The organism is Paenibacillus sp. VTT E-133291 (assembly GCF_002264395.1).
GTDB classification, from domain to species: domain Bacteria; phylum Bacillota; class Bacilli; order Paenibacillales; family Paenibacillaceae; genus Paenibacillus_AQ; species Paenibacillus_AQ nitricinens.
Map to the genome: position 1 here is coordinate 1 of NZ_NFVA01000099.1, position 22,498 is coordinate 22,498.

19 protein-coding genes are annotated in these 22,498 nt (G+C 44.0%); all 19 read left to right on the plus strand.

Features of this window, described 5'->3' with window-relative positions:
• Positions 1-645 precede the first annotated feature (645 nt).
• The 19 genes from essC (at position 646) to CA598_RS26835 (ending at position 22,475) form a co-directional block, all read left to right on the plus strand.
• Positions 646-4,632 carry a type VII secretion protein EssC gene (gene essC, locus CA598_RS26745; RefSeq protein WP_179283770.1) on the plus strand — a complete coding sequence of 1,329 codons (3,987 nt, stop codon included), beginning with the start codon at positions 646-648 and terminating at the stop codon, positions 4,630-4,632.
• Positions 4,633-4,652: 20 nt separating this feature from the next.
• The gene (locus CA598_RS26750; RefSeq protein ID WP_094878479.1) at positions 4,653-5,360 is read left to right on the plus strand and encodes a hypothetical protein; all 708 of its coding nucleotides are present in this window, start codon (positions 4,653-4,655) and stop codon (positions 5,358-5,360) included.
• Between the two features lie 20 nt (positions 5,361-5,380).
• Positions 5,381-5,632, plus strand: a complete 252-nt coding sequence (locus CA598_RS26755) for a hypothetical protein (protein WP_094870399.1) — start codon at positions 5,381-5,383, stop codon at positions 5,630-5,632.
• A gap of 27 nt (positions 5,633-5,659) precedes the next feature.
• Positions 5,660-7,120 (plus strand): hypothetical protein, encoded by a 1,461-nt coding sequence (locus tag CA598_RS26760; protein ID WP_094878480.1) that lies wholly within the window; start codon positions 5,660-5,662, stop codon positions 7,118-7,120.
• Positions 7,121-7,141: 21 nt separating this feature from the next.
• Positions 7,142-7,489, plus strand: coding sequence for a hypothetical protein (locus CA598_RS26765; RefSeq protein ID WP_094870401.1), 348 nt, complete (start codon positions 7,142-7,144; stop codon positions 7,487-7,489).
• A gap of 21 nt (positions 7,490-7,510) precedes the next feature.
• Positions 7,511-8,560: an SAF domain-containing protein gene (locus CA598_RS26770; protein ID WP_076208263.1), complete on the plus strand. Its 1,050-nt coding sequence runs from the start codon at positions 7,511-7,513 to the stop codon at positions 8,558-8,560.
• A 5-nt stretch (positions 8,561-8,565) separates the two neighbouring features.
• Positions 8,566-9,135, plus strand: coding sequence for a hypothetical protein (locus CA598_RS26775; protein WP_094878481.1), 570 nt, complete (start codon positions 8,566-8,568; stop codon positions 9,133-9,135).
• A gap of 6 nt (positions 9,136-9,141) precedes the next feature.
• Entirely contained in the window at positions 9,142-9,975 is an 834-nt protein-coding gene (locus tag CA598_RS26780) for a hypothetical protein (protein WP_094870403.1), read from the plus strand.
• A complete protein-coding gene (locus tag CA598_RS26785) occupies positions 9,968-11,815 on the plus strand; it encodes an ATPase, T2SS/T4P/T4SS family (protein ID WP_094878482.1) in 1,848 nt (615 codons plus the stop codon). Before CA598_RS26780 ends, CA598_RS26785 begins: the two co-directional genes overlap by 8 nt.
• The gene (locus CA598_RS26790; RefSeq protein ID WP_094878483.1) at positions 11,812-13,893 is read left to right on the plus strand and encodes a hypothetical protein; all 2,082 of its coding nucleotides are present in this window, start codon (positions 11,812-11,814) and stop codon (positions 13,891-13,893) included. The genes CA598_RS26785 and CA598_RS26790 overlap by 4 nt, the downstream gene beginning before the upstream one ends.
• Positions 13,894-13,906: 13 nt before the next feature.
• A complete protein-coding gene (locus CA598_RS26795) occupies positions 13,907-14,413 on the plus strand; it encodes a hypothetical protein (RefSeq protein WP_094878484.1) in 507 nt (168 codons plus the stop codon).
• A gap of 56 nt (positions 14,414-14,469) precedes the next feature.
• Positions 14,470-14,991: a hypothetical protein gene (locus CA598_RS26800; protein WP_094870407.1), complete on the plus strand. Its 522-nt coding sequence runs from the start codon at positions 14,470-14,472 to the stop codon at positions 14,989-14,991.
• A gap of 27 nt (positions 14,992-15,018) precedes the next feature.
• Complete coding sequence (locus CA598_RS26805; protein WP_094870408.1) at positions 15,019-15,561, plus strand: hypothetical protein; 543 nt, start codon at positions 15,019-15,021, stop codon at positions 15,559-15,561.
• Complete coding sequence (locus tag CA598_RS26810; protein WP_143812135.1) at positions 15,558-15,920, plus strand: hypothetical protein; 363 nt, start codon at positions 15,558-15,560, stop codon at positions 15,918-15,920. Before CA598_RS26805 ends, CA598_RS26810 begins: the two co-directional genes overlap by 4 nt.
• Before the next feature lie 14 nt (positions 15,921-15,934).
• On the plus strand, positions 15,935-16,486 hold the full coding sequence (locus CA598_RS26815) for a hypothetical protein (protein ID WP_094870410.1): 552 nt from the start codon (positions 15,935-15,937) through the stop codon (positions 16,484-16,486).
• Positions 16,473-17,453 (plus strand): hypothetical protein, encoded by a 981-nt coding sequence (locus CA598_RS26820; protein ID WP_094878485.1) that lies wholly within the window; start codon positions 16,473-16,475, stop codon positions 17,451-17,453. Before CA598_RS26815 ends, CA598_RS26820 begins: the two co-directional genes overlap by 14 nt.
• A gap of 78 nt (positions 17,454-17,531) precedes the next feature.
• Positions 17,532-18,722 (plus strand): copper amine oxidase N-terminal domain-containing protein, encoded by a 1,191-nt coding sequence (locus CA598_RS26825; RefSeq protein ID WP_179283771.1) that lies wholly within the window; start codon positions 17,532-17,534, stop codon positions 18,720-18,722.
• Positions 18,723-19,055: 333 nt separating this feature from the next.
• On the plus strand, positions 19,056-22,046 hold the full coding sequence (locus CA598_RS26830) for a DUF5704 domain-containing protein (RefSeq protein ID WP_143812456.1): 2,991 nt from the start codon (positions 19,056-19,058) through the stop codon (positions 22,044-22,046).
• Positions 22,047-22,175: 129 nt separating this feature from the next.
• Positions 22,176-22,475 (plus strand): WXG100 family type VII secretion target, encoded by a 300-nt coding sequence (locus tag CA598_RS26835; protein ID WP_081383097.1) that lies wholly within the window; start codon positions 22,176-22,178, stop codon positions 22,473-22,475.
• Positions 22,476-22,498: the final 23 nt, after the last annotated feature.

Below are 22,498 nucleotides of genomic sequence, written 5' to 3' on the forward strand. Positions count from 1 at the left end.
GAGACCTTAGTACGCCCCTCCACTTGAAAATAAATTCCGTCTAGCTCATCGCCTTCATGCAAAATGATTTCATTCTGCTCGTAAACACGTATTTGGATTAAAGAATACAACAGGCAGCCTCATACGAGGTTGTCTGTTTGCATTTGCTTAAACATATATGAGATTTGATACCGGGAAATAGTTCGAGTTAGCAGGGATTTCCTGGTTTTTTCACGGGTTAATTCCTTCCAGAAGTATGAATTCTCTCCAGTTTGGTAGAAATGGTCTGATACATAGGGTCTAAAATGGAATATTGGATACAAAAAACTCGTAATTTTAGTACCGAGAAGTAAGATGGACAAAAAGAAATAAAAAAAGTAAATATGCCATATGTCTTAAATTATATCAAAAATAAAGCACGATGAGGTGACCTTAGAACTGGATCTATATACACTAGTAATTTTACTTTTATGAAAATAATGGTAATTTATTGGGGATCTTTGAACCATTTTAGCAAAAAATGTTATGGAAAATATAAACTATTTAGTCGTCGAACCGATAATGCAGTATGTATCTCCTAAATTGGAAAATAATTTATTTTTTATTTAAAATTTACACTATTTATTCTTGTTAATCCAAAATTCCTATCCAGTGGTGATGAAAAAGATGAGTACTCAAGAAATGCTAACTAATCAGGTACAAAGAACCCCTCGAATTAAACCGAATTACCCGGAAGGCGAATTGGTTTTGGAGGATCCTGCCCGACCATCGGGAAAACCAACCTTCTCATGGTTGACGATTATAGTCCCTCCCATCGGGATGTTAGTCATCTCTATATTTATGTCAACATTGACCAGGTCGTTTACCATGCTGATATCAACCATGGGTATGACTGTTCTGACGGTCATGGTTTCAATTTTGAATTATAAATCCAGTGTGAAAAAACATCATGAACAGAACAAAAAACTTGAAAAGAAATATCTCAACTACTTATTCCAGGTTCGTAATGATTTACAAAGTGCCGCCAGTACGCAAAGAGAAGCCTATACATATATCCATCCAAGTATTCAATCTTGTGTTGAAATCGTACGGGTGAGAAGCAAGCAGCTGTGGGAAAAAACCGGAATTGAAGATGACTTTTTGAATCTCAGGGTTGGTGTTGGTATCCAGCCGATTGCTCTGGTGCCAATATATAGCTCGAAAGCGAAAGCGATTGACGATGACAACCCACTTGAAGAAATCGCCAGTAAAATATGCGAAGAGATGTATTTTGTGCGAGATATTCCGGTCTACATACCGCTAAGGAATATTAATACGCTCGGAATTTACGGCAAACAGCAGGAGGTTCGTGATTTCCTCAATGGTGTTCTAGTTCATTTAACAACACACCAAGGCTACGATGATGTAAGGGTAATATGCGTGATGCAGCCTGATGATCTGGAACACTGGGAATGGTTGAAATGGTTGCCCCATACATGGAATAAAAATCGAAGCCAGAGAAGTTTGGCTACAACATCCTTTGATGCCTCCAATATTGCGGATGAATTACTTCCAGAGCTTAGAAAAAGAGAAGAAAACAGCACGAATGGTTATGGACTACAGCCAATGCAGACCCCGCATTATGTTTTTCTGGTTTTTGCTCCTGAACTGTGGGACAGCACGGATATGATGAAGTATTTGCTCTCGGCCAATGCTTCACTTGGGGTGACCAGCATTTTTACATCGGAAAAGATTGATGTTGCGCTGCCGCTGAATTCCCAGGCTATTCTGGAAATCAAGGATGGTAAGGGGATGGTTCGAAAAGATACTAATCAGCTGTTAAGTCATTTAGCGGATTATTTTTCTGCCGATTCTCTGGATAAAAAAAATTCAGAGTTTTTTGCCCGTTCTTTGTCTCCGCTCAGAATTAAGGAAGGTCAAAATAACAGCTATATCCCACCAATGGTAACTTTTCTGGAGAGCTTTGAGGTTGAGCAGGTAGAGGCTCTAAAGGTATTGGAGCGCTGGTCAAAAAACCAGGCTAACCGTACATTGTCCATTCCTCTGGGGCTCGGGGCAGGCGGGAAATTTCTTTTGTTCGATATGCACGAAAAAAGCTATGGTCCACATGGTCTAGTAGCCGGCACTACCGGATCGGGGAAAAGTGAGCTGCTTCAGTCTCTACTTTTGGGTCTGGCAGTGAACTTTCATCCGCATGAGATTGCTTTTGTACTGATCGACTATAAGGGTGGAGGAATGGCTAATGCTTTTCTTGGACTTCCACATCTGGTGGGAACAATCACCAATCTTGGCGGTAATCAGATCAATCGGGCCCTTGCCTCCATCAAAAGTGAGCTTTTGCGGAGACAGCGACTGTTCAGTGAAGCCGGAGTGACCAGCATTGATAATTACATCGTTCTTTACCGCAATAAAGAAGTTAACCTTCCCTTGCCGCATTTGATCATAGTGGTAGATGAGTTCGCAGAACTTAAATCAGATCAACCGGAATTTATGAAAGAGCTAGTCAGTGCGGCACGGGTCGGAAGAAGCTTGGGGATTCACTTAATATTGGCAACACAAAAACCTTCTGGCGTAGTCGATGACCAGATCTGGAGTAACTCCAGATTTAAGCTATGTCTGAAGGTGCAGACACCTTCGGATAGTCAGGAGATGCTGAAACGCACGGAGGCAGCAGAGATCAAAGAAAAAGGCCGTGGGTATTTGCAAGTTGGTAATAATGAAGTGTTCACTTTGTTCCAATCCTCCTGGAGCGGAGCGCCTTATCAAGCAGGGGAGACAGATCAGGATGGAAGTCCAAAGATGGATATCGTTTCACTAAGTGGTGAACGCAGAGCTCTGATTCCTAAGGTGAAAAACAGTGATCATGCCTCGCAACTGAGTGAGCTGCAGGCTGTGGTTAATCATATAGCTGCCATTTCTGCTGAGCAATCGATCGGAGAGGCCTTTCAGCTATGGCTGCCTCCACTTCCGGAGACTATGACTTTAGCGGATGTTATGGATCAGAATCAGATCTGGGATGGGCAATCATGGAAGCAGCCAGATCAGAATCTTATTGCCACCGTTGGACGAATTGATAATCCGTCAGATCAGGAGCAATACAATCTGGATATTAATTTTAATCAGGATGGACATTTACTGGTTTATGGAGCGCCGAGCAGCGGTAAGACTACGCTGTTAAAGACAATTATCATGTCCCTCGCCTTGAAATATGAACCTGATTACGTTCATTTCTATATATTGGATTTTGGTACACGCACCTTGGGAGTATTCCACGAGCTTCCACATGTAGGGGATATTATTTTTCCAGAGGACGAACAAAAGCTTGGAAAACTGATCAGTTGGTTGTTGTCCCAATTGGATGAACGCAAACGTAAGTTTTCTCAGCTTGGAATCAGCAATTTGGTCTCGTACAGTGCGGCCACTGGAGAGAAGGTTCCTTATATTGTTATTCTGCTCGATAATTACACAGGATTCTCAGAAGCCTATGATGACTTTATCTTAGAGCTTTCCAAGTTGGTGCGTGAAGGCGGTAATTACGGGATATACTTCGTGTTCGCTGCCAATGCTGTAAACTCTTATCCTTACCGAATCAGCCAGAATATTAAGCAGGCTCTAGTATATCAAATGTCTGATAGATTGGATTATTCCAGTATTCTGGGCAGAACAGAAGGGATGGAACCAACGAATACCGTAGGGCGCGGACTGCTCAAAGATAACCGGATTCTGGAATTTCATACCGCGCTTCCTGTGGATGGCAGCTCGGATGATCAGATTGCTACCTCTCTCCGCCGGATTAGTTCGGAGATGAAAGCAGTGGCAGGAGTGAATAACCCTGTGGGGATTTCAGTGATCCCGGACAAGCTTTCACTGGCAGACCTTCTGGAACGTGTGCCTAAGGAACAAGCGCAGGGGAATTATCTGGTACCGCTCGGGCTGGATTGGGATACTACACTTCCGGTAGAAATTAATGTAAAGCAGGTTAGCAATTTTGTAGTGTCTTATACTACTCAAAAGCATGTGGACTTTAGATTTAACGCCTTAGTACAAGCTCTTGATAAATCGGCAGGCGAAGTAAATATGGAATTCCATCTGTTTGATAGTGGTGTTGTCAGTATACCGAGCTTGAAAGCTAGTTCAACGATTACCCGCTATATGTGCACAGCTGAAGAGTTTTTACAGCTCACACAATCTTTAGTGGATCAGCTGCAACTAAGGAAAAATGATGCACGGCAAGCTTTTGCAGATGCCCAAAACCGTGAAGAGTTTGACGAGGCAGAGTATATTCTGTCTAAGTATCCGCTTCTCGTCATTGTAATGCCTCATCTTAAGTCCGCTTTTGATCTGATGGAGAATGATTCACTGGATCATTTGGAGCGGGTAGCGAGGTTTGGCGGTGGACTTGGTGTAATGCTGCTGGTCGGCAGCGATTCGTTTGAACTGAATCAAATGCAATTGGTCACTGATTTTGCGGGTGAACTGATTAACAGTGGACATGCGTTGTTGTCCGATGGAAGACCCAATGATCATTTGTCTTATGCTCCACTACTCGAGAGTATGGAATACCATGAGCTGAACGAGGTATTGGATAATACTGAAGCGATACTGCTAACTGAGGGGACCATTTCACGCCTCAAAATGATTACAGAACTATAGATAAGCAGGTGAAAAAAGCGATGAAGCCGGCTCGTGAAATGTTTGAATTGCATCCTTTAGAAATTATCTATTTGACTGCATTGATAGGAGGAACTAGTTTTCCAGGTCTGGAAATCGATCTCAAAGACGAGTCGGAGCGTAATTTACGCTCCTTAATGGATGCTCAGATGAGGTCGCTGGAAGTGAAGGGATATTTAGAGGTTGATTTTGCGGGGCTCGCCAAAGTGAATGAAGTGCTTCATAGAGGTATCGCTGTTGCATCCAGCTGCAAATCTTATTTTTGCCAGCTTATGCATACGAATCGACAGACTTGCAAGGTCTTCTATTTTGTTCAGGATGAAGTTTGGTTTGAACTTGAGCATCAGCCGGAAAGTAACACCTATAAGCTTCAGGAGATTTATGCATTACATGAGCTGATGTATCAGGTCATTGAGAGAATCCCTTTAGTGTGGGAATTGAGCGATAAAGATAAATTACAAAAAGCGATAAATAAAGAAGTGGATTTTGAAACGTGGGTGGGAAAGTCTCTTCAAGCAGGTGCATTCATAACTTCCTTGGCAGAAATCCAATGCATTACCGAGGAGGTACAGGTGATTCGCGAACTGAACCTGTTGATTCATGAAGATCAAATGTGGCTGCTGCGTGGGGTGGAAGAAGACGCCAGTCAAACCACACAATCCTTGTCTACAGTAGTAAATGAATTATGTAATTGGCTGCAAGAAGCTTAACAAATCTGGGGGATCAGACTATGTCAACTGCACTGACTACTTTTGTATTTAAAGGTGAAAGAGAGAAGTATTTGGATTTGGAAGTCTCTCTTTCTATTTCTACAGGGCAATGTATCGAGCTACTTAAGCAAGCCAACTGGCTTCCGGATCACTGGGAATTTAAATGTGAAGCCAGCCGTACGGGCGAAGAATGGATGGAGTTGGGGCCGCATGCTGTTCTCGCAGAGATTATACAAGGGGACGGAGCCATAGTTCGTATTTTGCCCTATTGAGCTGGGAGATCGTAAAGGAGGATTCCTATGAAAAGCGTACACTTAGTCTGCTCACCTGAACTTATAATGCTGCTATCCAGGTCGCTGGAGCATGAGGGTTATGTAATTTCCGGTAAACATTCTACATTACATAGTTTTATAAGTGGTTTCAGTAGTAAGGAAGTCGATCCTTCATCCATTGTAATTATGGAGGGCGGCGCGGGTCTGGGCACACCGGTCAAGGCTGCGGATATTATCAGTTTCATGACACTGATCCGCAAATATCTTAAACATACTCGGCTGATCGTTCAGTTAGACCCGGCGCTGCAAACGGATATTGAATTTATACGGACTCTGGTAAATATGAACATACATGATCTTCAGTTCACTACGGAATTCCAGGGCGATGATCTTCTGAATTGGATCAAAGAGAAAAAAAATACAAGGGATTATTATCATATCCTGGGTAAAAAGAAAGGCCTTTTTTCTTCGTTTAAAGGCTCATCATCAAGAGTAGCTTTTGACGCGGCAGTGGAAGAGGCACCGTCTGCTCCTCCGAGACCGGTGGAGTCGCTTACCCGTCCACAGCCAGTGGCGGCCGGTTCCAGAACTGTAGCAGATGCCGCCAACAGGAGACCATCCGTTGCTCTTCGCTCTTCAGCAGGATCAACTCCGTCTAGACCGGGGCCTCCGGCCAGAAAGGAGACCCCGTCATTAACCGAAGCGGAAACGCTGGAGAGTCTGGAACAATCTATTCCGGTAGAAGAAAAATCTACGCCAGCAGTTAGTGCGAGAATTCTGGGCAGTAATGTACCACTTGTCATCGGAGTTTGTGGTGTCGGAGGGGAAGAAGACGTAGGTGCAGCGGCGTTTCTACTGGCCGCGGGTCTGGCAGAACTGGGCTGGAAGCCCCTGGTATGCGGAGATGACAGGCCCGAAATCAGTTCGCTTGAACAGATTGTTTTTAAGGGTGAGAAAGAAGATTCGGTTTCTACCATGTTCGAATATGAAGGAGTCACTTTCTATCGCAGAGGGTATTCGTGGGATATTTCGGAGCTTTTGGCCAGTGAGTTCACGCATATCATTCTATGGGTGGATATCCATCGGGAGCGGAAGGGCACCAGTGGACTCGAGCTGTGGTGGAACTCGCAAATTCCTATTTTGGTAGGCAACGGGGCTATGTGGAAGTATGAACTGCTGAAAGAGAAGCTGAACACCCTTAATCCTTATGAGCGCAAGCGGTGCAGGCTACTGCTGGAAAATGGACATCAGGAAGTATTACAAATGTTGAAAAAGGATTTTGCAGAAATTCAAACGACTCTGATGCCTGCACATCAAGATCCTTTGTATCCGGATAAAGCGGCTGTTGAATGGGTAATGAAGCTGCTGACCGTTCAGAAAAAGCTCTTTCGCAAGCAAACGCTGCTCTGGGGAATTGTTGGGACGGTTTTGTTTGTGACCTTGTTATTAATAGGCATAGGATTTTCATTTGTTCCGGAGAGCCGGTAATTATCAATCAGGAGGCTGGGTATGAATTCAGGTATGGTAAGGGGCATTGCTTTTGATTGCCATCGACTTCTCTCCCCTGCCCAGGAGTGCAGCGATAAGATGAGAGCAGCAATCACAGGAGTGTCTGGTTATTGGGTAGATTTGGGTGGAGAAGAGTTTAAGCAGCATTGTGAGGAATGGATAAAGAAAATGAACGAATTTAAAGCCGCCATAGCCCAAATTGAATCAAATATGATGAAATATGCAGATAAATTACAGGTGGAGGAAGAGAGAGCAGAGGCAGCCAGAATTAAGGAAGCTGAAAGACAAGCCACCGAACGGGCAGCAGCGGCAGCGGCGGCCGCAAAATCGAAAGGGAAAATCAAATAGGGATGGAAATGAGGTCTTGAAGTGGCAATACGTAAGCGGAAAAAAATACTGAGATATACGATCCTATCAGGTTGTCTTGTTGCCGTTGCCACATCCGGGGTATGGTTTGCAACTTATCGCCATTATAACGCTAAGTTGATCGACGAGCGGGCAGCTTACGAAGAACAGCTGAATGATAAAGATGAAGTCTTGCAGCGCTATATGGATCAATCCCAGACAGCGTATGTTCTGATATCTCCAAAGCTAGCTGGAGAGGTGATTACCGCTGAGGATGTAATGGAAGAGAAGCTACCCAAATTCTCCTCACCGGATAATCTGATCAGTGAGTCTAAAGCGATTGTAGGCAAGTACTTGAAGATTGATGCATTGTCAGGCACAGCGGTAACTACTGAAATGGTACGTGATGAAGCGAGATTGGAGCCATCAGAACGAAAAGAAGAGACTGAATATATTAAACTGCCGCTTCGGTTAACGAAAAAAGATGTCGTAGATATTCGGATCGTTTTCCCGAATGGCGAGGATTACATAGTCGTAGGAAAGAAGTCGCTGAAGGACGTAGATTTAGCGAATCAATATACATTTTTTAATGACAATGAAGAAGAAGCACAGCTCCTGCAAGCTGCCCTGGTAGATGCATACATAAATAACGCAGAACTGTATATGAAACAGTACGTAGAACCGGAGCTTCAGCCTGAACCTGTAGTTAATTATGTCCCTAATCTGGATGTACTTGGAGTAATTAAGGATAATCCTTTCATTATAGATCAGGCCAAGTGGAGTCTTGCTGCCAATCTTCGTAAGGAACTGGAGAAACGGCTCGAAGTTATGGAGGATGAAGATAGAATTCGTGTGGGAGCACAGGCACCAAGCGGCAGTGGTGTGATCCAGAGAAAGGCTGTGCAGGGAGCGGCGGCAGCAGAGGAGGCTGCGAAAGTTGATGACAGCCAATCCGTGAACGGAGTGATAGATCGGACCAATCAAGCGCCGATCGATTCAAGTGCAGACCAGAGTTCAACGGGTGTGACGAATAAAGAAGCAGCCACAGATGACAGTCTGCTGGAAGGAGAGTGACCGATTTGCACATTGTTGTCGCAGGGGATTGCGAGAAGCACGATTTCATACTGGCAGCGGCTATTCTGTTGAAAAGTTATTTCAACAACGATGTCATGATTATTTCGGATAACAGCAGGAATTATCAGTATTTTGAAGGCGAAGTGTCTGGTATAAAGATTGCTGATTCAAGCGTAGCTGACAAACCGGATATCGTTCTGTATGACTGGCATCATGGGTATCCTGAGGGTCTTGAGGAGGAGATTATTGTCTTCGCAACCACCTATGAACGTCAGGCTATGGAGAACGTAGATATGTTGCTGGATCAGAAACGGATGCCTACTGTACTGCTTATCATAGAAGAAGAATGCGGACTTGGACTGAAGTATGTGGATAAATATTATCCAGTGATTACTTCAAAAATCAGTTACATCAGTAGTCCGGAGCGAAGAATTGATTGGGTCCATGATGGAAGGGTGGATCTTAAGGTAGATAAGGATTTTGCTGAAGCTGTAAATGACTTTTTGATTGAAATTTGCGATGTTCCAAAGCAAGACATCAAGAAGCTATGGCAGTATGCAAGGAAACGGGGGTAGGTAATTGTGCTAGTGGCTTTCTGGGGACCTGCTCAAGGGCAGGGGAGAACAACTTCGAATATGGCAGCTGTTGCGGCTACCATAGCGCTAGATCATCATATCCGCGTGTTAATGACACATACGCATTTGGAGCAAGGGGTGCTTGAGCATTTATTCTCACAGACAAGAACAACGCTTCAGTCTGCACAGACAACCGGCGGAATGGATGCGATTGAGAGATTAGTGCAGTGTGGAATGCTGACACCTGAAGGAATTAGAGATCATGCGGAGTCCATTCTTAAGGATCGGTTGGAACTGCTTAGGGGATCTATGAGTACTGAGAAACATGAGACAAAGCTCTTGCTTCCGCATATCTACAAGGATTATCGCAGGTTTTATGATTTGTTATTTGTGGACCTTTCCTCTGAAGATGATCCGGATGTTGTGTCTCTGGTTATGGAGCAGGCAGATTTGATTGTGGTTAACCTAAATCAGAATCAGGTCAGTCTGGATTCCTATTTTTTGAATAAAAACAAAGCTCCTGTGCCGAGTCATAAGCCAGTCCTCTATTGTATTGGGGCTTATGAGCGCAGCTCCAGGTTCAATAAAGAGAGAATTATTAAGCTGTATGAATTGAAGAAAAAAGCAGTAGGTGTTATCCCACATCATATTGGTTATATGGATGCTCAAAATGAACGGCGTTTTGTTCAGTTTCTATTGAAGGCAAGAGAAGCTAAATCCCGTTTTCTGGAGTTTAGTGAGGACGGAAGCTTCACTGAGGCGGTACGACATATGGGACAGCTTATTCTCCGGATGCTGGAGATTTCTCCAGTATCGGAATTGGATGTTGCGAATGATTAATCTGATTCTGATCTTTGTAGTCCTGATAGCTATTGGAGTGTTCCTCTACTTATGGCTGGGCAGACGTAAGGATGCTGCTCCACCTTCCGTCCAACTGAAATATGATATGAATGAAATCGTGCTGTTTCTGAGAAGGGCTTTTGAGGAGATTATAGCTGCGTCTCTTTATGAAGGAAGCCCAAGTGAGGAAGAATACAACCGTCGGAAGGCGCGGCGAAGGGAATTGCAGAAAGCGCTCCGAAGTTGCATGCACGGCGATCTATCCGCTAAAAAATACGTGAAGCTTTATATGAAGGATCTATTAGTTCAGACCTACGGTCTGGATGAAGGAAATGTAGATAAGATTATCAGCTTCGGCCATACGAATCGCTTGACTTCACAGGATTGCTTCGATATCTTGCTTTATGTTTTCAAAAAAGATCATGGTCAGAATGCATTTAATGTAATAGTAAGCAAATATAGCCTGGATACACTGCAAAAGCTGCCTGATGGATCTAAGGGGTATAAGATCACCGAAGAGCAGATTCGCCATATCTATCAGTCCGAGCAGCCGGGATTGTCCATCCAGGACAAGATTGAAATTATTGTCCAGAGAGCTTATCAAATTTATAAGGGGCTCGGCGTTATTGATGAGCTTCGAGATCAGAACATCGACGGAGTCAATGGAGGAACAAGTGGCATGCCTCCTGATGTCGTTCAGACTACAGATTTTCTGGAATATACGAAGCAGCAGCATTTCATACCACAATCCTATGATGCGGTGTGGACGTTCTATCGGGGAAAGTCGCTTCACCTGGAATTCTTAAGTTTTGGTTCTGAGAAGGAACTTAAGCGGGTTTGCCAAAATATCTATGGGTTTGGTAACCCTGGGCAATTAAATGAATCCAAGGGTTATATCATCAACGATATGGCTGATGGCAGCCGGGTCGTGGTTGTGCGGCCCAAAATGGCTGAAAGCTGGGCTTTTTTTGTCCGCAAATTTAACGATTCGCTCGTGGAATTGGATCAGCAGATTCAAGATCAAGGGGCACAGCTTGCGATTGATATGCTTGTTTTTCTCATCCTGGGCCATCAGGTCACTGCTATCACTGGCAGACAGGGCTCGGGGAAAACAACGCTGCTTAAGGCACTGATCAAATATATTGATGCGAAGAATATCCGGATTCAGGAGACTTCCTTCGAGATCTGGGCAAGAAAAATGTATCCGGGTAAAAATATTTTATCGTTTAGAGAAACCCCCTCCGTTAGTGGGCAGGATGGGCTGGATGTGCAGAAAAAAACGGATGGCGCTGTGAATATTGTTGGTGAGGCGGCTACTCATAGTGTGGTCAGTTATGTGATTCAGGCAGCCCAGGTAGCTTCTGAATATACATTATTTACACACCACGGCAAAACGCTGCCCAATTTGGTCAGCGCTTTGCGCAATAGTCTTATCGCATCGGGAGCCTTCAGTAATGAGAAAATTGCTGAGGTTCAGGTTGTTGAGGCACTTGGCTTCAACGTCCACCTGGTCCTGCGTGCTGGGAAAAGATATATCGAACGGATTACAGAGATTATCCCGGCTGATCCCCAGTTTGAATATCCTCAGAACTACAAAGATCCTGAGAATATTACGGACAAGCTGGATGCTTTTATGGATACCATGACCGAATATTTTGGCCGGATGACAGATCGGCGTTCCTATGACTATAAGGATGTCATTATGTGGGAAGCCGGAGAATACGTGACCAAGCATCCGATCAGCAGCCGTAAAATCGATGAAATGCGCAAAAATATGGATGAAGAGGATGCACTAGAATTCGCTGCATTTCTTGAGAAGTATTGGGGGCAATCCGCATGAATCTGCAAAACCTATTGTTGATTATTTTGGGAACCTCGGGAGTGCTACTGGTTGTCCTGCTTGTGCTGCTTAACATAGTGCAGCGTAAATTGAAGGGAACACAATATCAAGAGCAAAGGCGACTAAAGGCTCTCCTGCCAACGAGAACAAAGGAAAAAAGATGGTTGGAGCAGGCCCATAAAACTTATCCGGTACTTGATGAACTGCCATTAGTGAAGAAACTTCTTCACCGGATGCGCTCGCGTCTGACCTTGGTTCATGCAGGCAATGAAATCATGATCAGAAGTCGCGCGGCTGCGCTGACGCTAATGATTGTTGCTTGTATTCTGATCATTTCGTTGAGTTCATTCCTCTGGACTTCATCCTGGGTAAGCCGTGCGACTATTATGCTAGTCTCAGTTTATCTTGGAGGTGTCCTTAGTGATCTCTTCATTGGGCGTTTAGTAAAGCAGATGTTATATGACCAATCGTCCATGATTCTGGATATTCGCCATGAATATCATCAGACACATATGGTGCAAGTCAGCTTGGAGAATTCTGCGGAACGTTCGAAACCAATGGTAGCCGTGCATGCCCGGCAGATTGCCGGGATTCTGGCAGCGGTGGACCCGGAAGATGAACTGCAGAAATATTATGAGATTGCACCTAACCGTTATATGAAGCAACTGGCTGGGGTGAGTTACAAAATAGGTGAATATGGTGATGCGGATATCCATAAAGGGGAGCGTTCGATTTATCTATCGATGCTTGGCAATATCAGAGAAGAGATTCATATGGATATTAATCGCCGTGAACGAATCGATCGTTTGTTATACGGTATCGTTTTTGTAGCCATTTCACCGGTATTCATGCTGGATCCAATCCGCAATTGGGCGGAGGGAATGTTTCCTATTGTATCTAATTACTACAATTCGGCCTGGGGGTTATATTCTTTAATCTTACTGTATATCACGTTCATAATATCGTTTATTGCCTTGCGGATTCTCAAGGGTGTGGATGAAGACACGCAATCTATCAAAGATGAGGGTAAGTGGTTAAATCGGATCCTGAAGAAAAAATGGATTTTCAAACTGGTGGATCGGATCACGCCGGCAGAACATGAGCCTCTTCATTTCAAGGTAGCCGGCAAACTGAAGGATGCTAACTCTGGGTTGTCGCAACATGCCTTCTTTTTGCAGAAAACACTAGCGGCAGTCGTTATCTTTACGTTGATCGTATCGCTTCAATTCTCGATCCATGCCAATATCAAGCATAACATCCTGTACCCCAATAAGCAGATCACCACAGGCGGCAATCAGACAGAATCTCAGAAGATGCTTAGCGAGGAACGGTACGCTTTTGAGCAGACTTTAATTGGAGAACTGGTAGCGAAGGATATTACACCGGATCAGATGTTGCCCTACATTCAGGAGAAAGCGGAGAATAAGTCTTTCCTTCAGAACAATCTGAACCAGAATGCCTATGCTGCACAGTTAATGAACAGGGTAGAGCAATATCATGAGGAGTATTACAAATGGTATGAGCTTTTGCTGGCTTTTGGGCTGGCGTTGGCAGGGTTTTATCTTCCGGATGCTTACTTAATCATTCGTACTCAGCTGCGAAAGTGGGAAATGCAGAATGAGGTGGATGGCTTCAATACACTTTCCATGATGCTGTCTCAATTTCCGAATATCAGCGTGTACGAAATGATAGAGTGGCTGCATCGTTACAGCTATATTTTTGAGCGGCAACTGCTGCGCTGCATGCTGGATTATGAGGCTGGAGGCTGGAGTGCTATTGAGAATCTGAAGGAGGACGCACGTTTCGTTCCCCTCGAACGGCTCGCAGACCGCTTGCAGGTGGCAGCCGATCTGATCCCGGTGAAGAAGGCGTTTGATGATATGGATGCGGAAAGAGCATTCGCGATGGATCAGCGCAAGGAGCACTATGAGAAGGTCATCAGCAGGAAAAGTACACTGGGTAAAATGTTTGGGTTCTTGCCGATGCAGGCAACGTTCACCTTATATTTACTGCTTCCCTTCGTCTATATGGCCTTCCAGCAGCTGGGTGACCTGACTGTTGTAACTGGCAAAATGTGAAGGAGATACAGGCATGGAGAATATAGCAAGCTTTTTGAAAACAACGATATCGATTCTGATTACGCTGGCCATTATATCATCCGGTCTGTTCTTGTGGGGGAAGACACAGCCAGTTGTCGAATTGGCGAATAGCCAGGCGGCGGCACAGGCCAGGGAGCTTTCGGAGCAGCAATATTCCGCATTTGACAATCAGATCGTCAGCGGCTCCCAGATTCTTACGGCTTATCGGAGGTACGAATCGCAGCAGGGCTTCTGCTTATACATTGAAAAACCATATGCGAATGGTCAGAATGAGGCAGAAAGAAGATTTAGCATGAATCCAAACGGAGAAGGTTATTGCCGTGCGTTTGATTATTCCAGTGGGAGTTTCAAAGAGGGACCTGATACTAGAGGTGTAGATGTAGAAAAAATCTCGGAGGCTTCAGGAAGATATTATATTAGTCCGCAAGCCAGATTTAAGGCTAAGCTGATAAAAGATAAAAATGAGCGGATTGCAGCTATTTATTTCATTGCGGAGTAGATGCGTAAAGAGCAAAAAAATAAAACTAGCTTCAAATAAGGTGAGGAGGAAACATCATGGAGAATATCTCGACCGGACTTAAATGGGTTATCGGCATTATTGTTACCATTCTTATTATTGCCGCAGGCGTAAGTATATATCTGGTTATCAACAACTACTTCATCCGCGCACAGGAACAGACTCTGGCCCAAACCCAAATGATTAATCAAGCGGAGTTCAACAGCTATGATAACAAGGATGTATCCGGCCAGGATGTGATTAATGCGGCAATGCGGTATAAGGGACGTCCGCAGTTCGCGATTTTGATTAAAACAGGGGAAAATACGACTGGGTTCTATGCGGAGAATACTTATAAATCTAGTTACGAAGAACCTAAAGATACGTCTAATCCGGTAGTTGATTTATCTAAGAATAACAAATATACAAAGGGTGTCAGTGTTTCGACAATGCTTGATCAAACAAATACAGATTCATATAACAGAGATAATTATTTGGTGAATACACTCTCTGTCTTTAAAGCGGTTGTTTATAAGGACAGCAATGAGGAAGTTCGTTTAATTGTTTTTAAACAGAAATAAAAACGATATCGAAAAGGGTGGGTATAGATGGAGAATATTTCTACGGGACTTAAATGGGTGATTGGCATTATTGTTACAATTCTGATTATTGCCGCAGGTGTCAGTATATATCTTGTCATTAATAATTATTTTATTCGTGCCCAGGAGCAGACATTGGCCCAGACTCAGATGATCAATCAAGCGGAGTTCAATTCTTATGATAATAAGGATGTATCTGGCCAGGATGTGATTAATGCGGCAATGAGATATAAGGGGCGTCCGCAATTTTCCATTCTGATAAAGACTGGCGTAAATAAAACAGGTTTTTATGCGAAAAACACATATAAAACTTATTATGCGCCAGCGAAAGCGGCCAGTGGTGAAGACCCGGCATCAGAGCTTGATCTTGGAGACAAGAACAGTGGTGCCGATAACTTTAGTGTATCAGCAATGCTTGACCAGAGCTCAGACCAAGATAACAGTAAAAACTGTAATGTCAATACGCTTTCTATTTTTAGAGCTACCTTACATAAGGACAAAAATGATGAGGTTCGAATTATTGAATTTAATCAGAACCCGGATCATAAATGAAAAATAGCACCCAATTCCTACTAACCCTCTTTGCTTGGATCTTGTTCGCCGTAGGCGGATTTACGTTTTTGCGGCTGGAGATGGAGAGTGCTGTTCCAAACAGGCACTATGAGCTGCCGACAGTTGCATCGGCACCTTACAAAGGGACAGGTGATTTGAACAAAATTAGCGGTGAGCAGGTCATCGGTATGATCCCTCCAGCACTGGAGGGGGAATATATTTTATATATCGATGGCATTGCAATTAATGAGGAATCGGACCTTACAGCAGTGGATTTGCGTGGAGTGCCTGATGCTGCTTATCAGTTAAGAGTCACGCGAACCGATGAGATGATTACGGAAATCTCCGCCACCCGCTAGAAAGGAGGAGCCGCATGGCAGACGCGCTGAAAGGTGTAATTATAATTATTTTGCTGGCATTTGTGTTCGGAGTCTATCCGGCATTCCGTCAATCCGAAGTTGTAGAAAGGAATACTAAGCTCGCCGCCAATGCGGCTGTGGTGGAATTTGTGGATACCGTTCGTGCTAAAGGGTACGTGGATACTTCCGATTATGAGCTGTTTCTTCATTCGTTGGATGCTTCATATGGTGTTTTCAAAGTGCAAATGGAGTATTACAAAAAGAATTTACAGCCCTTATATACGAATCCTGATGATTATTCTACATTCCAGAACAGCTTTAGTGTCCGATATGACGGATATTTCAGCAAGGATATTTTGGAAATCTTATATCCGCATTCAGGACCTTTACTGGCTGCAGATGATCCAGCTAGAAGGTTTACCATGCATGTAGGCGATCTGTTCAATGTCCGGCTGGAATCTGAAGGGACGACACTTGCCTCACGGATGCGATCGCTCTTGTTTCATAGTGAAATGATTCCGGTCAATTTGAAGTATGGGGGGATGGTACGAAGTGAAGCCCCTTAGTGTTGTGCTTATTTTTCTAATTCTGGTCATTCCTCTTGTTCTTATGGGTGACACTCGAGAAGATCTTCAGGTCTTTAATCAGGACATGTATAAACGCTATTCGGATGATTTTCAAGCCGCAGTGGATGATGCTGGTGATTATCTGTCACGACTGGAACAGCAGCCTACTACCACAGCAGTGCACTATGGGCGGGAACGCCAGCTGCAACTGGATCAGGATGTGCTAAGTGTTTTTTACAGTAATTTAGCTTTGAAATTTGGGCTGGAGAACAACCAGACTGAAATGAACAATTTAAAAATGCATATACCCGCACTGGTGATGTTTGGATATAGCGGCTATACGTTGGTTACTCTGGACGACACGGCTAGTGATAGCGGGAAGGACGAACTTATGCCTGTGAGTTGGCCTGAGCGTCCCTACTACTACAAGCTTCAGAACGGCAATTTGCTTTATTTCACTTTGGATGACAATGCGCGGGTGTATGATACTAGCTCTAATGAATTCTATGAGGGGGACTATACAGCCCTGGCGGCTGAGACCAATCTTAATCCTCTGACCTCAATAGAACTATTTCACGAAATCCGGCAGAGTACGATCACATCACTCGTTGAAAAAGACTTGGCAACAGCCATTAACAGACATTTGGAGCTGGTGAAACGAATGGGCTTGTCGATTCAGTTCACCCTTCCCCGCGGCTTGCAGGAGCAATCCATACAGGATGTAGGGATCATGGCTTTTATTCAAGGTTATCCGCTTCCTGGTGGAGAACTGTTGGATGCATATTCCTTAGGTCGTGGGGCAGTAATGCGACGAAAGGTTCTGGTAGGTACCCGAAATTCAGCTGGGCGACATATTGCTTACGGAGAAAGTTGTGTACCCCCGGGGGTTACTGTTATAGAAAGTCTATTCGATCCAGAGGAGGCCGTGCGAAAAGGGTATTTTATTGAGGATTGTGCGGTTAGGTGATAGATGTGGGATTAAAGATTTGGTATGGAGAATAGGATCATCGGATTAAAAAAAGTTTCATTGTGGAGGAGTGAGAACATGAGGGATTTTAAGTTTAATAGTCTATCAGCAATTATTAGATCAAAGAAGGCAAGAAGAGGCATGACTATAGTCATGTGTGTGTTCGCAAGCTTAGTGTTGTTAATTACTACAGCGGGAGCGGCAGGAACAGCTGCCAAAGCAGTGAACGTCATCATGGATGGGGAGAAATATCCACTGACAACCGGCCATCCCTATACAGAGAACGGGACGACGATGATTCCGTTCCGCATGATTTCGGGCAAACTTGGTACACAATCCAACTGGAACGCAGCTGCCAAGACGTTAACCCTGCAGCGAAAAGAAAACAAAATTGTGCTGATAGTAGGTTCTTCTTTTGCGAAAGTGAACGGGCAACCAGTAGCGCTTGGCGCCATGGTTGTACAAAAAGATGGAATGACGATGATTCCATTAACCGTTGTCTCTGATCTGTTATCCGCAGAAGTAGAGGTGGACGAGTTTACTCAAAGTGTACATATTCACATGCCGGGTAAAGATTTAGGGGAGCTTGATTATTTTGGAAGGAAGATACGTACGACTATCCTACCTAAGAACTATAAAAATTATCCATACATTCTGGAAGACATCCCAAATGAAATGTACGAAATGAAAAATTCCATAACATTCTATGATCCCAAGTATGCAATGACCGGATCGCTAATGTATAGTAGCAAAAAGATAACAAGTGAAGATATGGCCAAGATCATCAATCGTATGAAGATTGGGTATGATTTACGGTTGAACGTGGATTACAAAACGATTGATCCGGCAAGTTATGCAAAAGAATCTTTTAAGTACGAGAATCAGGCGATTTCTTACCGTGAGCAGAATATTAAAGAGTATGCCGAATGGGTGAAAAAGAACAAGATTCAAATAGAGGGATCAATCGATCCAGAGCCTTCAATGGTATATGACTCCGGTTTTGGTTGGTTCGTTCGATCCAAGTTCCGGTTCAGAATAAATAATTATACAGAGTATAAAGAATTGTTAAATGATACTTATCTCAAACTTGCTGATATCAGACTCTCTGGAAAATTAAAGAAGGGTGTCTGGTATGAAGGTTATGCTGATATAGCTATTTCTTCGAACTATTATGATGGTGCTGGCTATGATGGTGCTTACGGTGAAACTAAGAATTTAGATGGACTCTCCAGTTTGTTTGAAAATACTACCCTGCATGAAGTGAAGTGATGAAAGATGCGACGTAAATGTCTCCATTGCCTACTGTTTATTCTACTAATTTCTTTGTTGCTTTCGCCTTTGACTAGTCTTGTTGAGGCTGTCCCATATGCCAAGTTTGAAAATGGGTTTTTTTTATATACAACTACTTCCAATGAAGCCACCTCAAGTATAAGGTTCCAAACAGTAGGCTGGTATATTCATACCGAGCCAACGTGTGCGTCCTCTGAAGCTTATGGAGGTGAAGTACAATGTGATCCTACCAAATTAGCAGCTAATAAACATTTTAAATTACAGGATAATGGTGGAGGACATGTGACTTCAGAAACTATTGCAGGAGGGATAGTGACTACAAATTTCATGTGGACTGAAACCGAAGTGCTCCAGGCTATTAAACAAGCTAAAGCGGAACAAAATATTTCTGAAGGCACCCCGTTATACGCTAGCGCCATTATGCGGGTAGTGACGGGTCCCAGAAATAACCCCACCCAGGTTTCGGGACCCTTCCATACGCTATATCAAATAAAACATGCAGAGAGTTGGGCTCACCCCGAAGATTTTAGGCAATATTTCGATGTCGCTATAACCTTTAAAGGAAAAGACTATCCTGTTAATATGACTCTGAAGCTGTCGAACGGGACGGTGGTGAAGACTCAAGAAATAGGTAATTATAAAGCTGGCTATAATGTAATCAAATCTTTTCCAGAGACAGTTACCTATGGGGGGCAGACATATGCCATCACCAAATCCTGGCTTTCTCCGATCCTAAGGCCAGGTGAACAATTATATATTCAAAGTAAGGCTTCGAATGATCCTGCTGTGATTCAGCGTAATTTTAAGGTTTATGTAGGCGGAGTCAATATGGTAGCAAGCTACAAAAAAGACAATGACCCGCCTGAACCGGGGGAAGGCACAGGCGAATGCACATACACCATTCAACCGCCTAACAAGATCGCTGCTCCGCAAACGTCATTTATGGAACCCAATGCGAACGGAGTGATTCTTGGTGACGACGCGGCAAATGGACGTCATTTTGATGTGTCATCGGGAATCCCTACATCAGAGAATCTATATGCCAATGCCTGGACAAAGGACTATTTATTTGAACATACCTTCGCCAATATGGCAGGTGAGATTCGTTATTCCTGCAGCGTAAAGGTTACATATCCGACGAAGTGGGACGAAGCGCAGCCGAATCTTCCGGGACCAAATGGAACATCGATTCCTCAATCTCCGCTTCCTAAAACAGGGAAATTTGATAAGACCTATACCTTTGACTTGACTCCAAAAGAATATGCGTACTGGCAGGTAGATCAGTTAGCTGTTTATCAAATCGATCGTGCCCAGATGGAGAACTATGCGCTGCCTGGAGGAGAAGTCACTCTATATCCTAATAATTATGGTTCACCGACGGTTGAGCTCACCAATAGTACAGAAGTAGAAGACCATGTTGTTCCCCAAGATACGGGTGGGATAGAATTCAATCCAGAAGTGGTAGATGGTGGAGACCACGAACCGGGTCCTAACGATGTTGATGATACAGCCGTGCTCACAGATCTTGCGGAAATGCAGACCAAAGATCCTGAGGTGCAGAATGACCGTCTAGTATTTAACGGGGAAACGATTATGGATGATACCGTGGCAACCAAGACCGGACTAACTCCGGGGAGGATTCCTGATCCCCAAATCATCGGAGACGGGGTGCTTTACGAGGGTCAGTTGATGATCAATAGCGGTTTACTCAATCGGCATAATACAACCAGCACGGGTACCATTTATTATACGATGCTGTCGGAGAACGTAGAGGGAAACGGGGATCAGGAATTTTTGATCTCTCCGATTAACTCCGTCACCGTGCACACACCGGTCGTCAACTACTCGCTTCTTCCAGACGATAACCGCCCATTCGATCAACGTATGACACCGGATATGACTAGGGCGGTGCTGATCTTGGATCGGCCATTCACCGTACACTTTACAGAGAGCGGCCAGCATCTCAATATCCCTGGGTACGGCAACCGGGATTATGCCAAATACACGAAAAACAAGCGGATTCAATTTCCTTTCGGTGTGTTTCAAAATGGCGATTATTACCCGGAGGATACTTGGATCTACATTCCTGTAGGGACGCCGTCCATGACCTTTAAGATGCCAACCTGGGTTGATGAAGGAAACTATACGGTTCAGACGCAGTCTTGGGCGATTAATGCTCCATCGGATGGTTCAGATCTTTGCGAAGTGAATCGGAACGGAGACTTATGGAATTACTGCGCATCGGAGAGCTTCAATGTGGGTGTGGTCGGTCGGCTGTTCAATTTCCGGATCTGGGACATTGGAGATTTCCGGTTTGAGAAGGTGTTTCGAACGGGTGTCGGGACATTTGAGCATAGCAACGCGATGTATTATACCGGCGGAAATGATGAGAATGGCATACCGACCGCTTTAAGCGGACAACCACAGTGGCAGCTGCCGATCCGCAAGGGTTCTCATCCTACGGAGCAACGGACGGTACCGCATAACGGCTATTCCTTCTTGTTTGACTTCCGGACCATCGGGAACCTGTGGCAGCCGGGCGAGGGTATCCGGATCGAGCCAAGCTTCTATTTTATTCCGAAAAACGGAGGTACAGCGACACCTGTCGATCTGTACTATGATATTTCCGGTTCGAAGAATAAGATGATCGGCGTCGGCTCCCCAAAGGACAAGCTGAGCTACACCCGGACCTACCGCTTGACGGATGGCTTGCGGAATATATCGAGTGGTGAATTATCGACGGCAGCAAGCTATGAGTACAACTATATAATGACTCAAGCGGAGCGAGATAAGACGCCTTGGTTTAAGTTCTACAAACAGTATCTAAAGCGAAAAACCAAAATCGCATACGGCTACGACATGGAAGTCCTGCCCTTTGAATCGCGAACTTTAGTCGGCCCGACCGACATCCCGGATGTAGTTAATCCGATCACAGCCGTCCGCAGCGTACAGCATTGGTACGGGGAGTATAACTTGCCGATTGCACCATACCTCCTGCCAAAAGGAACAAACATTGTCACTCTGGCGAATCAATATGGAGGCGCATTAGATGGGCATGAGAAGGAGTTCATCACTGGTGGTTATATTCTGGTGAATTTCCAAATCTATACGACTAAAAATGGAGATGCAGACACTCGTATTTTAGGCTACAAGGCACCGATTGCGAACATGTGGGCGATTGAAGGTCAGATGACTGGGAGCACAGATGAAATGGGGCAAACGTTCTCATTTTCCTCTGGGGATATCATTCTGTTTGAATCAGATTTCTCGGTACGTAATGACTATCAGGGGCAGGGTAGATAGGTTTTTTTTAAAAAAAACTGATAAGAAAACCGGAGCTATAATAATGAACTTAAAAGATCTTATTGGTCTGAAAAAAGTATTTTTTAAGTTCATTTTTATATAAAAAACAATTACTAAAAGGAGAGATTAATGATGGCAACAAGTAAAGTTACATTGAGTTATGATGGATTGGCTGGACAGGCAAAAATTATTAAAAATTACGGTACGGAAGTAGACGCATTGATTAAAAAAGTTATGACTACAATGAAAAATCTTAATAGTGTTTGGGAGGATGAGGCGGCAAGGGATTTTACAGATAAGGTGGAAAAATTGAAACCGACATTCGATAAGTTTGCAGAATCACTTCAGGATCTTGGAGATCATATGAATACTGTATCTACAAAGTATAAAGAGCTTTCAAATGCGGTTAAGAATTCGCAAAAATTCTAGTATAGTTTTTAAGTAAAACAAAC